The 14,231-nt window shown below is 35.2% G+C and carries 16 protein-coding genes and 2 pseudogenes; 8 read left to right on the top strand and 10 right to left on the bottom strand.

The genetic code is table 11. The annotated features are described in order from the left end of the window. The 4 genes and pseudogenes from tnpA to ACFFIS_RS08930 all read left to right on the top strand — a co-directional run. Window positions 1-196, top strand: a 196-nt coding sequence (gene tnpA / locus ACFFIS_RS08915) for an IS200/IS605 family transposase (protein WP_390187063.1), incomplete at its 5' end; no start/stop codon positions are given. Between the two features lie 11 nt (window positions 197-207). After that, window positions 208-324, top strand: a pseudogene (locus tag ACFFIS_RS08920) (helix-turn-helix domain-containing protein); the annotation flags it as partial. A 15-nt stretch (window positions 325-339) separates the two neighbouring features. Then, window positions 340-540, top strand: a pseudogene (locus ACFFIS_RS08925) (zinc ribbon domain-containing protein); the annotation flags it as partial. Between the two features lie 216 nt (window positions 541-756). Further along, window positions 757-1,197, top strand: coding sequence for a YtoQ family protein (locus ACFFIS_RS08930; protein WP_320379439.1), 441 nt, complete (start codon window positions 757-759; stop codon window positions 1,195-1,197). A gap of 98 nt (window positions 1,198-1,295) precedes the next feature. Here ACFFIS_RS08930 and ACFFIS_RS08935 read toward each other — a convergent pair whose 3' ends face one another. Beyond that, complete coding sequence (locus tag ACFFIS_RS08935) at window positions 1,296-1,811, bottom strand: DUF84 family protein (protein ID WP_390187065.1); 516 nt, start codon at window positions 1,809-1,811, stop codon at window positions 1,296-1,298. A 111-nt stretch (window positions 1,812-1,922) separates the two neighbouring features. Then, a complete protein-coding gene (locus tag ACFFIS_RS08940; protein WP_390187067.1) occupies window positions 1,923-2,987 on the bottom strand; it encodes a M42 family metallopeptidase in 1,065 nt (354 codons plus the stop codon). Between the two features lie 339 nt (window positions 2,988-3,326). On the opposite strand from ACFFIS_RS08940, the gene ACFFIS_RS08945 reads away from it, so the two are divergent. Continuing rightward, the gene (locus ACFFIS_RS08945; protein ID WP_320379441.1) at window positions 3,327-3,641 is read left to right on the top strand and encodes a PepSY domain-containing protein; all 315 of its coding nucleotides are present in this window, start codon (window positions 3,327-3,329) and stop codon (window positions 3,639-3,641) included. 77 nt (window positions 3,642-3,718) lie between these two features. Here the strand turns inward: ACFFIS_RS08945 and ACFFIS_RS08950 are convergent, their stop codons facing one another. Both ACFFIS_RS08950 and trmB read right to left on the bottom strand, forming a co-directional pair. Further along, window positions 3,719-4,576, bottom strand: coding sequence for a YtnP family quorum-quenching lactonase (locus tag ACFFIS_RS08950; RefSeq protein ID WP_390187070.1), 858 nt, complete (start codon window positions 4,574-4,576; stop codon window positions 3,719-3,721). A gap of 66 nt (window positions 4,577-4,642) precedes the next feature. Then, window positions 4,643-5,281 (bottom strand): tRNA (guanosine(46)-N7)-methyltransferase TrmB, encoded by a 639-nt coding sequence (gene trmB, locus ACFFIS_RS08955; RefSeq protein WP_320379442.1) that lies wholly within the window; start codon window positions 5,279-5,281, stop codon window positions 4,643-4,645. 129 nt (window positions 5,282-5,410) lie between these two features. On the opposite strand from trmB, the gene ACFFIS_RS08960 reads away from it, so the two are divergent. Next, window positions 5,411-5,713: a YtzH-like family protein gene (locus ACFFIS_RS08960; protein ID WP_320379443.1), complete on the top strand. Its 303-nt coding sequence runs from the start codon at window positions 5,411-5,413 to the stop codon at window positions 5,711-5,713. Here the strand turns inward: ACFFIS_RS08960 and ACFFIS_RS08965 are convergent. The 6 genes from ACFFIS_RS08965 to ACFFIS_RS08990 all read right to left on the bottom strand — a co-directional run bounded on the left by ACFFIS_RS08965 (window position 5,705) and on the right by ACFFIS_RS08990 (window position 11,455). Continuing rightward, on the bottom strand, window positions 5,705-6,514 hold the full coding sequence (locus ACFFIS_RS08965; protein WP_320379444.1) for a phosphotransferase: 810 nt from the start codon (window positions 6,512-6,514) through the stop codon (window positions 5,705-5,707). The genes ACFFIS_RS08960 and ACFFIS_RS08965 overlap by 9 nt on opposite strands. A 97-nt stretch (window positions 6,515-6,611) precedes the next feature. Beyond that, the gene (locus ACFFIS_RS08970) at window positions 6,612-7,568 is read right to left on the bottom strand and encodes a diacylglycerol/lipid kinase family protein (protein ID WP_320379445.1); all 957 of its coding nucleotides are present in this window, start codon (window positions 7,566-7,568) and stop codon (window positions 6,612-6,614) included. Between the two features lie 4 nt (window positions 7,569-7,572). Beyond that, entirely contained in the window at window positions 7,573-8,493 is a 921-nt protein-coding gene (locus ACFFIS_RS08975) for an NERD domain-containing protein (protein WP_390187074.1), read from the bottom strand. Beyond that, a complete protein-coding gene (gene thpR, locus ACFFIS_RS08980) occupies window positions 8,477-9,061 on the bottom strand; it encodes an RNA 2',3'-cyclic phosphodiesterase (RefSeq protein WP_320379447.1) in 585 nt (194 codons plus the stop codon). Before thpR ends, ACFFIS_RS08975 begins: the two co-directional genes overlap by 17 nt. Before the next feature lie 4 nt (window positions 9,062-9,065). After that, entirely contained in the window at window positions 9,066-9,791 is a 726-nt protein-coding gene (locus ACFFIS_RS08985) for a pseudouridine synthase (protein ID WP_390187076.1), read from the bottom strand. An 11-nt stretch (window positions 9,792-9,802) separates the two neighbouring features. Then, window positions 9,803-11,455, bottom strand: coding sequence for a putative polysaccharide biosynthesis protein (locus ACFFIS_RS08990; protein WP_390187078.1), 1,653 nt, complete (start codon window positions 11,453-11,455; stop codon window positions 9,803-9,805). A gap of 214 nt (window positions 11,456-11,669) precedes the next feature. Here ACFFIS_RS08990 and ACFFIS_RS08995 point away from each other — a divergent pair, with 214 nt between their 5' ends. Further along, complete coding sequence (locus tag ACFFIS_RS08995; protein WP_390187080.1) at window positions 11,670-11,858, top strand: hypothetical protein; 189 nt, start codon at window positions 11,670-11,672, stop codon at window positions 11,856-11,858. Window positions 11,859-12,450: 592 nt separating this feature from the next. Continuing rightward, window positions 12,451-13,638: a dicarboxylate/amino acid:cation symporter gene (locus ACFFIS_RS09000; RefSeq protein ID WP_390187082.1), complete on the top strand. Its 1,188-nt coding sequence runs from the start codon at window positions 12,451-12,453 to the stop codon at window positions 13,636-13,638. Window positions 13,639-14,231: the final 593 nt, after the last annotated feature.

The raw sequence follows: 14,231 nt of genomic DNA on the forward strand, positions 1-14,231 counted from the left end.
CCCCAACAGTGAATTATCGAAATTCATCAATGCCTATAAAAGTGCCAGTTCAAGACTTATCAAGAAGGATTTTCCTCAAGTTCGAAAAAAGTTATGGAAGGAAATGTTTTGGTCAAGAAGTTTTTGTTTGTTGACGACTGGTGGTTCACCTATTGAGGTGGTGAAAAAATATATTGAAAGTCAAGGGATAAAGTGAGGTGATTTGATATGGCTAAACAAAATAAAGCGTACAAGTTCAGGTTATATCCCACAAATGAACAGGCTTTGATTATACGCAAAACTTTCGGATGTGTTCGTTTTGTCTACAATAAGATGTTAGCTGAATGAAAAGGGACTTATGTGAAAGAACAAGGGAAACAACTTATCAAAATCGACAAGTGGTTTCCATCTACAAAAAGCTGTTCAAAATGCGGTTCGATAAAAGAAGTTAAATTATCAGAACGTACCTATCAATGCCCTTGTGGACTAAATATTGATAGAGATTACAATTCAGCACTCAATATCAAAAAAGAAGGCATTCGCTTATTAGCAAGTGCCTAATGAAAATATAAACTCGTGGAACAAGAGGGTTAGCTTGGTCCATTTCGCCAGCTACTAAAAGTGTCGATTACCCAAGAAGCCCCCACTTCAAGCGACCCGTAAGGGTGGTAAGTGGTGGGAGTAGTTCACAAGGAAATGAATATTGATTACAATAGATATTAGGTTTTACTTTATAAGATTCTTTAGAATTTGCGAAATATAACGGAGGGGATTTTTTTGCATTTAACTGTTTACTTAGCAGGTCAAATCCATGATGATTGGCGCGATGAAATAAAAAGAAAGGCTGAAGAAAAAAAGTTACCACTTACATTTGTCGGCCCACAAACAAATCATGACCGTTCTGACAATGTAGGAGAGGATATTATTGGCAAACAACCGGATGCATATTATAAAGATGATGCTGCCTCGAGTATAAATAACTTACGCACACAAATACTTATGCAAAAATCCGATGTTGTTGTTGCCTTATTTGGAGAAAAATATAAACAATGGAATACAGCAATGGATGCAAGTGCAGCGATTACAATGAATAAGCCAACAATTATCGTGCGTCCTACATCACTCATTCATCCACTAAAAGAGCTATCTAACAAAGCAAATGTAACGGTTGAAACAATTGAACAAGCTTTAGAAGTTTTGGCCTATATTTATGAATAAAAGATTATTTAAAAAATGTTACAATTGATGTAGCTGAAAGACAAACAAAACGCCCAGACAATAGTGTCTCGGCGTTTTGTTTATGATTCATAAACAAATCAATTCCCTTTTACTTTATTCCAATATTCCCACTGGCCACGAAGCAATTGAACAACGTGAACGAACATGTCACTACGGGAAACGAGATCATTTGTAAATATGCCAATCGCCCCTTCTTTTTTCCTAACGTCTTGCTTTTTTGCATATGCATCCATTACATCACCAAGTTCTGTCCCAAACTTTAATTGCTCCTCTATCTCAGTAGGTAAAGCAATTCTAGCCCCACTCGCGGTAAAAACGTTACCTTCCTCTGTAACAAGCGCACCCCAATTACATAAAAATAATTGTTTACCCACATACATGACGCCACCTTCTAGACCGATGCCAATTGTATTTTCATGTCGTTTGGAACATGCTTTTGCACGATTAATTGCACCTTCCCGTGTTTCTTCATCAGAAAAAGGCTGCGCTGATACATCCGACGGAACAGAATCCGCTTCGACTACAGCATCTGAAAAGACAGTTTTTACTGCCTCCATTTTTGCTGGATTTTTTGATCCAATGATTATCTTCATCATGATTACTCCTCGTATATATGGTTTATTTTATTTGATAGGACGTCTTCCTTACTTCAACACAAAAAAGGGGAGCAGCATCATGCCACCATCCCCCTTTTTGCTAATCTCTTATGCTTTTCTAATCTGCTCCACAGCATTTGCATCTGTTGCTTTAACTAAGTTTATTAATAATTCTTTTGCAGCTGCATAGTCATCCACATGAATAATTGATGAAGATGTATGAATGTAACGCGAACAAATACCAATAACCGCAGAAGGGATACCATCATTTGCAGTATGCACACGTCCTGCATCTGTACCACCTTGTGAAATAAAGTATTGATATGGAATATTCTTTGTTTCAGCAATATCGAGAACAAAGTCACGCATACCGTGGTGGGTAATCATCGTTCTGTCAAAAATACGTAACAATGCACCTTTTCCGAGTTGACCAAATTGTTCTTTATCACCGGACATATCATTTGCAGGTGAAGCGTCTAGTGCATAAAAAATGTCTGGCTGAATCATGTTTGCGGCTACTTGTGCACCACGTAGACCTACTTCTTCTTGTACCGTTGCACCTGAATATAATGTATTTGGTAATGTTTCATGTTGCATTTCTTTCAGCAACTCAACAGCTAATCCACAACCATAACGATTGTCCCAAGCCTTTGCAAGAATTTTTTTCTCATTTGCCATTGGTGTAAACGGACAAATTGGTACAATTGCCTGACCAGGACGAATCCCTATCTTTTCCGCATCCGCTCTATCATCTGCCCCAATATCAATAAGCATATTTTTAATATCCATTGGTTTTTTACGTTGTTCATCCGTTAATAAATGGGGTGGAATAGAGCCTATAACACCAATTACCGGACCATTATCTGTCATAACTTGTACACGTTGCGCAAGTAAAACTTGATTCCACCATCCACCTAATGGTTGGAAACGTATCATACCATTCTTGGTAATTTGTGTGACCATAAAACCTACTTCGTCCATATGACCTGCAACTAATACTTTTGGACCATCACCTTTTTTTACACCAAATACGCCGCCCAAATTATCTTGTATAACTTCGTCCGCATATTTTGTTAATTCTTCTTTCATAAATGCTCTTACAGCATGTTCGTTTCCCGGAGCACCTTGAAGTTCTGTTAACGTTTTAAATAAATCTTTCGTTTCTTGATTCATCTCGTCATCCACCTTTTTTATGTACTATTACTAGTATAGCCGAATGACTTTCCGTATTTCCAGAAATTTATTTTCTATTTTTAAACATTTAAGGTATACTAAGGTGAGAATATACGTTATTAAGAAGTAAACATCTTTCCGTTATGGTTTCATATCGCAATTATGGAGGATACTAAGTAGAGTTAGATTGAGATGAGATAAAGTGAACTTCAATCAGTAAGAGGGGCAACTCCCCTACTAAATTATTGGTTGAACAAATTTGCTTCTTTCCAATTTAATTATTGATATGGAATCTTACAGCCAGTTAATCTGCGATAAAATGTTATAGAGGTGAAATAAATGAGTAAAAAGAAAATGATTCTTGCAGCTGGTCTAGGTGTTGCTGCTGGATACTTAGCAAAAAAGCAAATTGATCAATATCAAAAAACAACACCCGAAACTGCTTTAAAAAATGCAAAAGAGACATTTAAGAAATTAGGTCCAATTAGTGGTTCCTGGATTTACATGAAGCCAGAAGAAGTTGAAAAAAATGGCCTTGTTTATGAAGCATATCGTGGTGGAATTACAAGAAATATAGATGGCGACAACAAACAATATGAGTTTTATGTTGATATTGAATCAGGTGCAGTGATTGACTCATATGAAACAGAATAAGGCTTGAGAGACATATAAGGGTCTGACTCCTTCGGGGGTCTGACCCTTCTGTTTTTATCTCAACTTCATTTATCATTTCATTTATATTCATAACGATTTCGATTGATAGCAGCTATTTGTTCTCCACTTTCAGAAAATCTTAAAGCACGATAATAAGCATCATGGTAAAAGGTAAACCATGCCTTTTTACTATAACCAAACTCCAACCATTTTTCCTTCTCATGTACGGATGTAACTGGATAGTCGTCATAAGCCATTGCCCATAATTTGTTTTGATGACCATGCGTCGCCATTAAATCAGCCATATGAACAAAGCAGTCATCACCATCCTCAAAAATGATGATCGTATGTCCCGCACTATGACCACCAGTATGGATCATCCGTAATCCTGGTAAAATTTCACGTTCTTTTTCAATCGTATGTACCTGATTAACAATTGGCCGCCAGTTCATTTCCCAATATGTATTAATAGAGCGGATATTTGGACTACGCATCTCTTCCCACTCCACAGAGGAAGTATAAATCATCGCCTGTGAAAAAATTGATTCATATTGATTTTCTGCGATTTTTCTTGTTAAGCCACATGCATGATCAAAATGTAAATGTGTCATTAAAATCATATCTACATCACTTACAGTTAAATCTAAGCTTTGTAATGATTCCTTGAGTGACGATTCTTCTAATACCCCAAAATTACGTATTTGCTTTGCTGATAACTTCCCATTTCCCATTCCTGTGTCAATTAAAATATTTTTCCCATCTAACTGTAACAAAATGGGGTCCGTTCGTAATTCAATTTGATTTTTATCACTTACTGGATACTTTCTACTCCAAAGGGCTTTTGGGACAACTCCAAACATAGCCCCACCATCTAAAAAATTCACACCACCATTTAACCACGTTAACGTTGCACGACCTACTACTAATTTCTCCACCATATCCCTCCTTCATTACATATCTTCACTCTAACGAAAGAGGTAATTTCATGCAAACGTTTTATTTTATTTAAAAGAGGCAATACAGCGATAAATATTTTGCCCTTTTGCTGCAAACTTTTCTTCATATTCAGTTTGGACATTTGCGATATCTTCCTCAGCATGTAAATCCAAATTAACTTCTTCTATTTTCATCGGGAATTGCGAAAAGCTTACTAATGAATATTCAAAAAGCTTCCGATTATCCGTTTTCAAAATGACTTTGCCGTTCTTTTGTATAATCTTTTCATAAAATCTTAGAAAGTTTTTATACGTAAGCCGTCTTTTTTCGTGTCTATTTTTAGGCCAAGGATCTGAGAAGTTTAAATAAATGGTTGCAATTTCATTTTCAGAAAAATAATCTAGCAATTGCTCTGCGTTTACATTGAGTAATAAGATATTTTCTTGTTTAGACTCCAATACCTTCTGTGCTGCAGTAACAATAACACTTTTTGATAGTTCAATACCTATAAAATTAATATGTGGATACATTTCTGCCATACCCACAATAAACTGGCCTTTTCCAGTTCCAATTTCAATATGAATGGGATTGTTATTTTTAAATAACGCTTGCCATTTACTTTTATATGTTATTGGGTCAGAAATGATTAATTGATGATGTTTTTTAATAAAATCATCTGCCCACGGTTTATTTCGCTGTCGCAATACAATCTCTCTCTTTCTATTTTCATTGACGTTAATTTTATTATGCCAAGAAAAAGTTATTCAACGCTCATGCGTTTATGATACATAGTTTTAATGAAAATTGAAATGATAATATCGAGGTGAAAAAGTATGTCGTTAAATCACAACGATCAGTTACAATTACTTGTAGACATCTTGGACGATCATCAATCTGAAAAAGATGGCGAAATCGCAGAATATCAGCAAGTAAAACGAATAATAAAGTCTTTATTAGCTAATCAAACTGTAACAAATGAACAACTTGAGGAGCTACTTCCACAGATTTACAATTATTGTTTACAAGGTGAAAACGTGCAAAATCAAGAAGAGCATATTGAATCCAACAAAGATAATATTCAAGGATGGATGGATGCAATAGAACAAACAGCTACAGCAAGTCAACGATTAGATTAGTTTTCCTAATGTTGTTGTCATTTCATCCAAATCAGCCATTCGCTTTCTAATTCCTTTTTGCTCGTTACGATCTATATGCCACAATAAATATGTTAGTGTATCAACAATTAAATACCAGTACATTCGTTCAAACAGATGCTGTTCTGTTTTAATGCCGTAATGCTTGAGCCAGTCTTCCCACAATATTTTCGGAACATATCGTTGTAATACCGTTCCATAGTCAATGACTGGATCAGCGATTTTTGCATTTTCCCAATCAATTAAATACACTTTTCCGCTATTCGTTAATAACATATTATGGTGATCAAGATCTCCATGACATACAGTATGTTGTGTATTACGGGTTAAAGGAATACATTGTTTCAGTACAGCTAATGACTGCTCCATCATTCCTTTACTGTCATGAGCGGCAACCGTATTTAATCTTTTTTCTACCTTCTCTAATAATGCATCTGATGTTACTGGCTTTTTTCCTAACCGCATCATCATATGGAGAAGTTCAGGCGATTCGTGGATTTTGCGTAATAAGCTAGCGATATTGAATTGCTGCATTTCTTCCGGTTTCAACACTCGTCCATCCAGCCATTCTTGTGCTGTGATGACATCGCCATTATCCATACGTTTTGTCCACATTAATTTTGGGACAATCCCTTCTGCAGAAAGTACAGCTAAAAAAGGCGATGAATTCCTTTTCAGAAATAATCGCCTTTCCCCCTTTTTGGCAATATAAGCGTCACCAGTCATACCGCCTGCAGTTGATATTTCCCAATCTTTATCTAATATATGTTTAAACCAGTTCACTATGTATTCCTCAAATCTTCTCAGAATAACCATATTAATATCGCTTCAAGTAATAGATTAACCAAAATAAAAAATGATTGCAATCGAAAAATACTTATTAAGCATGATTAACTTCTGTTTTTTGTTGGAAATTTTCTTTTTTAGGCCCACAAATTGATACAGCCCTATGTTCTTTTGAAATCGTACATGTCTGAAATACATTTGTTTCACCATCAACTTGATAAAGTCTTTCTTTTTCTACACGAATAACAACATTTGAAGCACGCATTGTTTCAACTTCAGGAAAACGCATATGGCCTCCCCAAAAAACAGTTAAAAATAAAGCTAAAATTTTAAGCTTGGAAATTGAATGAATGACAAGTACAGAAACAGTTTGTTGGTTTAATTTTGCATGCGGAATAATTTTCATACCTCCACCATAATAGGGATGGTTTGCAATTGTGACCATCAAACATTTTTTAAAGACTTTCTTTTGACCATCTACGATTACTTCTACATTGAAAAATTGAAAAACAAATAAAGTTTTTATAAGTGCAAATACATAACTTAATTTACCAAGATGGAAAAAATTCAACGCCCTTTTTAATTTCGACTCATTTGCATATTTTGTTACTTCCGCATCAAAACCAAATCCCATACTATTTACAAAACATCGCTTTACTCTTTTATCTACTGTATATTTTCCTACCCAATATGGGGATTTTTCACCCTGTATGATGATACTTTCAAATAGTTTTAGTGGTTTCTCATTTTGGTGAATTCCCCGCGCAAAATCATTTCCAGATCCCCCGCGAATAAACGCTATCGGTACACGCATATCTGACAATCCATTTACCACTTCGTGTAGCGTTCCATCACCACCGATTACAATGAAGGCCTCGATTAAATGATGTCCTAATACAAGTTCTTTTGTCATTTCCTCTGCATGTCCATCATACTGGGTAAAATAGATGGAGGACTCTATTTGTTGAAATAAAGTGCTTTGCTTGATTTGATGAAATATACGTTTTGCACGCCCATTCCCCGCCACGGGATTTACAATAAATATATACATCCCTTTACTCCTCTTCGTCAAATTTGAAAGGATTTGTATCCTCTTCCCACTCTGGACGTTTGACATAATTTGATTGGCAATATTTCAAAAGTTCTTCCGCAGCACGTAACTGTCTATTTTTTAAAGGAGAAACAAGATTTCTTTTTTCCTCAAACCATTTCTCATATTCAGCTACTCCGACTAATTTTGTACGATACGGTTCGGTAGTATGAACAATTTTATTTTTACGCGATAAAATGACTTTATGAATCGGAAAATCAATTTTTCCCTGTTTAAAAATACTACTTATCATATGCTCAGTACGCTTTAAAGACACCATCGGACTTAAAAATTTACTTTCTTTATTATCTTTAACCTTCACCCAACTCCGCTCGTCACTCGCCACAAATGTAGCATTGTCTTCTTCTAGTATATAGATAACTTCTATACCAATTGGACTAATAAGTATAATTTCACCGTCAACAGGTACATTTTTAATTGAAAAAACGGGGTAATACATTAATAAATAGGTATCTGGAAAACGTTGTAAAAAATATTGTAATAACTCATGTTGATATATTGTTTGCTTCACAAAAGAGACATAGGAAATTGTAGAACTTGCCCATTTTATTTGTGTAGGCAATAATTTATCCAGAAAGTATCGTTTCAAGTCCGAAAGTGTTTCCGGTAATTCAGTTTTACTTTCTTCTTCGAAATCTTGCGTTTCATTTTTTCTCGAAAATAACTTCCACTTGCTGAAAAAGCGCGTATTTTCCATTTCTTCTTCGGCATCCACTTCATTTGTATAAGATTGTTTCTCTAGACTCCAAAGATTGTATACCTTATCCCAATGCTCTTTTTTCATACGAATAAATTGACTCGGGTAACGATATATATTCCATTCATATCGCGATATATAATTGTACATTTTAATTAATTGTGCCATTCATTTCACCACTTAATTGATATGTATGAATTACTTTGTATTTAGGTGATTGCTGGGGTTCAATTTTATATAGGACGATTTCATTTACAAATAGTGTTTGCACATTTTGAGAAAACTTCTCTTTTATATCTATTAAAGTTTTCAATTGTGCAGGACCATTCCACTTCTTAGCTAATGTTATATGTGGACGATAAGTTCGATTTTCTTTCGGAAAATGAAGCCCTAACGCAATCCTTTCAACTTCCTCATATAGTTGATGTAATTGGCTATTTAACTTTACACCAGCCCACAAAACACGCGGCGAATCAGATTGGCCAAATGTACCAATTTCTCCTGTTTCAACCTCGAATTTGAACAGACCTTCTATTTGTTTTAGCGCTTCGCATAATTGAAGGAGCAAAGGTTCTTTAACTCCTCCCAAGAATTTCAATGTAATATGTAAATCTTTTGGATGCGGCCATTGTTTGTACGACAAATATTGTCGTAACTGTTTTTGCCATACCGCATAGTGTTCTTTCAATGTTGTTGGTAATGGGATTGCAATAAAATAATGTGGGACCTTATCCATTTTATCACCTACGATCGAATAATGACTGACAATATTGGTATTCTTCCTCCGTTAATGGGCGATGTTCACCTAAACGTAAATTAGGATCTAACTCTATCTTTCCCATACTAACACGCTTTAAATAAATAACCTTTTTTCCTACAGCCAAAAACATACGTTTTACTTGGTGAAACTTTCCCTCTGTAATGGTTACTTCAATTTCCGATACCGTCCCCGCACTGTTAATGGTTAGTTTTGCAGGCCTCGTTTCATAACCATCATCTAATTTTACACCTTTTGCGAAGGATTTCACATCTTCTTGGGTTACAACTCCTTCAATTTTTGCAACATACTTTTTCTCTACATTCTTTTTAGGTGATGTTAATTGATGGGCCAACTTTCCATCATTTGTTAGTAGCAGCAAACCTTCCGTATCTATATCTAATCGCCCTACTGGAAAAGGCGCAAAATGCTGTAATTTAGCAGGTAATAAGTCTATAACAGTTTTATGATAGCCATCTTCCGTTGCTGAAATATAACCAGGTGGTTTATGGAGCATCACATAAATATATTGCTCATAAGCTACAATTTGATTTTCTACCTTTACAATATCTTGAGCAGGATTGATATGTGTACTTCCATCTGTTACAACCTCGTCATTTACTGTCACAACTTTTTTTCGTAATCGAACTTTTACATCCTTTCTACTTCCGAATGTTCCTGCATTTGCTAAATATTTATCAAGACGCAATGCCAAACCTCCTATGAACGATGAAAAACACGCTTTCTCATGCTTGAGATTTTTTGAAGTGTAGCATGTACAACATCATTACCAAAAATGTGTTCTAATAATGTAGAAACCTGTGCCAGCCATAAGTAGACGCCTCCACCAATGACAACACCACCGAATAACACGATTGTTGCAGCTGTTCTCGACTCCTCATATGGTAAAAATGTACCTACAATAAGTTTATATATCCATAAAACAATAGCCATGATAGTAGAAAATATAATGACAAGCATCATTCTTTTTATCGTCTGTTTTAAAGGAAATTGAATAGCTTGTTGCATACGCCAAATATTTAATGCTACCGTTATAAGGGTTGCAATTACTGTTGCAAAAATTGCTCCTTTTGCACCGAACATATGAATAAACTGGATATTAAACAACACTTTAAAAAGTAGCCCTGCAAGTAAACTAATAACAGCATAATTTTGTTGGTTAATTCCTTGCAAAATTGATGAAGTTACCGTGATTAAGGCTAAAAATAATGCAATAGATGCTTCCCAAGCTAGCAATGGCCCAGAAATATTAATTCTATCTAACCCATAAAGTGATCCATATGCAGGGTATGCTAAAGAGGCTAATCCAACTGCAGCTGGAATAACTAATACAACAACGATTTGTAAAGCTTGGTTAATTTGTTTAAATAAAAGTTGTATATTATTATTTGTAAACGAACTTGTTAAAGCCGGTAGAATCGCCAAAGATAATCCAGTTGCTAAGGTTACCGGTATAATGACTAATTTTTGACCAGAAAAATTAATCACCTGAAAAGCAAATTCTGCAATATTTGCTTGCGCGATATCAATCATTGCCCGATTAAATGTATATTGATCAATAAGTTGCAATAGTGGAATCGCTAAACTAACAATAACAAATGGGCCAGCATAACTGAACAACTCACGGAATAAACTTGCTGTTGAAATATGATGTGTTGCCTTTTGTTGTTGTTCCATATTGCTTAATATGCTCTGCTTTCTCTTTTTCCAATATATGTATAATACAACACAAGATGCTAACGCTCCAATAAATGCTGCAAATGTAGCAAAACCAACCGCAACTGCGACATCACCATGTAAGACATTAATAATGATAAAGCAAGAAATGAGTAGGAATCCAATTCGTACGATCTGCTCTATTACTTGGGATACAGCAGTAGGTCCCATTGATTGGTGGCCTTGAAAGAAACCACGTGCAATACTCATCATTGGCACAATTAATAACGCAAAACTAACCATTCTCATTACCATTTTTACATCTTCAACCGTATTATCTAAATCCTTTGAAACAATAGTATGCTTTGCAAGAAACTCGGCACTAAAAAACATCGATAGAAAAGCTAATACTCCTGTGACAGCCATGAGCATCATACCTTTACGAAACATACGCATGCTTGCTTCATGATCGCCTAATGCATTATACTTGGAAACAAACTTAGCCACGGCTGCTGGAACCCCGACAGTGGAAATGCTGATAAATATACTGTAAGGAACATATGCATATTGATAAAGGGCTGCCCCTTGTGGATTTACGATTGCATAAAATGGAATAACATAAATCATTCCTAAAAATTTGGATAGAAAAGCTGCTCCCGATAATAAGAGCGTTCCTCTTACGATATTATTAGACATGGTTTCACCTGCAGTTAAATATGTATAATTTTTATTCACTAAACGCTATTTTATCACATAATGTCGATACACGTATAAAGATACTAACGTATTTTATTATAAACATGTAAATATTATTATTTGTTGGTACTGGTATATCATTCCTCGGATGATTTGTCTGATTTAAGCCAATCTAAGTAATGTCTGAGGGCACATTACAAGAAGGGATGATAACATGAAAAACAATGGTGTCTGGTTACCATTAATCGCATCAGTTGGTGTTGGAGCTGCAACGTATTACACGATGACAAAAAATAATCAAGGTGTTGGTCAAACGTTGCAAAAAATGATTCCATTTGTTTCTCAAATGAGTGGTGGCTCTTCTGGAGACTCCCAAACACTCGGCCCACATGGTATGAGCTAACAGATATGAAAGAATAAACACAACGTATGACCTTGCGTCTATCTCGTTTGTTAAAGGAATGACCTTTCCTCTTATATCGTTGGCACAATCAACGTATATTTCCTAAGCACACTATAATAGGAAGGCGAATAAACTCGATATCACCTAAAAATATATTCCAGTACCATGATGAAAAGTGTACCCAAATAGGTACACTTTTCCTTTTCATATAATTGGTTGAATATTTGCATTAAACGGCACCCTGATATATAGTTACAATAACTATCCTATATCAAGTGAAACAATTCATTTTTAAATGATCAAGTATAAAATTGTTGCGAAGCATTTAAACTAGAAGCACAAAATCTTATTTCAAAAGGATTTTTACTAAATCATAAGATAAGGTTATTCATACAATTACATAAAACGAAAGGTAACGATTCAACAACAGGAGAAATATAAGTCTTGAATCCCTCACAGGAATTATTCAGAACCGATTCAAATCTCTAAATTAACCGTCCGCCTATCGTACAAAGTAATAAGTATAAAAAAGACACACTTTATGATTTGGTTAAAAATATTTCACAAAAAGTTATATAAGGAGAGTGAAGTGATGAAAGGATTTGGCTTATTATTAAGGATTATAGTTGCAATTATTTTGGGAATCATACTAGGTTCCTTCACACCTGAATGGTTTATTCGCTTATTAGCTACATTCAACGGGTTATTCGGCAATTTCTTAAGTTTTATTATTCCACTAATCATTTTAGGCTTTATTGCTCCCGGTATTGGAACTTTGGGAAGAGGAGCTTCAAAACTACTAGGCTTAACAGGTCTCATTGCTTATATATCAACAATTATAGCAGGGCTTTTCGCCTATGTTGTAGCAAAGGCACTTTATCCGACTCTATTAAAGGGGCAAGCACAAACATCATTGTCAGACCCTACCGAAAAATTAGTAGGCCCATTCATTGAGCTTGAAATTCCTGCGGTTATGGACGTCATGACTGCCTTGGTACTTGCTTTTGTAATTGGTTTAGGTATTGTTGCAACTAAAGGTGACATTTTATTAAATGTTATGAATGAATTACGAAGTATTGTGCAGCTCGTTATTGAAAAGGTAATTATTCCCTTACTACCAATTCACATATTAGGAATATTTGCGAATATGACGTATGCGGGCCAAGTTTCTACTATACTTCATGTATTTGCAAAAGTATTTGTTATGATTATTATTTTACACTTACTCTACTTAATTGCCCAATATAGTGTTGCTGGTACACTGAGTAAAGAAAATCCCTTCATCATGTTAAAAACAATGTTACCAGCATATTTTACTGCGTTAGGTACACAATCTTCTGCCGCCACCATACCAGTAACTTTAGAAAGAACAAAGAAATTAAAGGTGAGGGAACGAGTTGCAGACTTCACTGTTCCATTATTAGCAAATATACATTTATCTGGTAGTACAATTACATTAGTGAGTTGCTCACTTGCTGTGCTATTTATCCAAGGAAACAGCACAAGTTTTGGATCATTCTTTGCATTTATCCTTTTACTTGGTGTTACAATGATTGCCGCCCCTGGTGTTCCAGGAGGTGCAGTTATGGCTGCTATTGGTCTCTTGGAAATAAGGTTAGGTTTTGGTCCAACAATGGTATCATTAATGATTGCACTCTATATGGCACAAGATAGTATCGGAACTGCTTGTAACGTAACAGGTGATGGTGCAATTACTTCAATTGTAAATACAATAAATAAGAAAAAGAAACATGAGGATTTTACCGAAAAGGTAAGTTAAATTTGTTGTACAATAAATGACGTTGGTGGGCAAAAACTCACTAGCGTCTTTTTTTATTTTACGAATTAACTTCATAATCCGACAGCAAGTAATTGTTGAGGATAAATATTAAACCTGCCTTGCTCCAGACATCGGGGCATGTCGAAGTTGGGCGCAAAACCCGATTTCAATCGGCCATGCTAATAGAACACTTCTTACGGGATTTTTGACGTACAGGATCTCCTAGCACAGGGGTCAGTCATTTTTCATTCCAGACACCCTAGTATTGTGGGTTCATATTTATGGAAATGATTTATAAATAGAAAACAAGTGAGATTCCCTGTAGAATTAAAGTCGACGAAAACCAATTCATAGGAGGGAACTCACTTGTCTATATCAAATGATATAAGAAATATGTTAGCTATTCAAGATAAAAATATTTATATAAGCGAAAATGCAGTAACGTATGGACAACATAAAGGGAAAGATTGTAAATTTATAAAGGCAAAATTAAGGCTCTTTGTCAAATAGTGTTGGTGGCTGAATTAAGGTCGCTAAAATATTAATGATTCGGGATCTGTTTATCCTGCCACTTAAGCGGCAGGATAAACAGA

Source organism: Paracerasibacillus soli, assembly GCF_042432965.1.
GTDB lineage: Bacteria > Bacillota > Bacilli > Bacillales > Amphibacillaceae > Paracerasibacillus > Paracerasibacillus soli.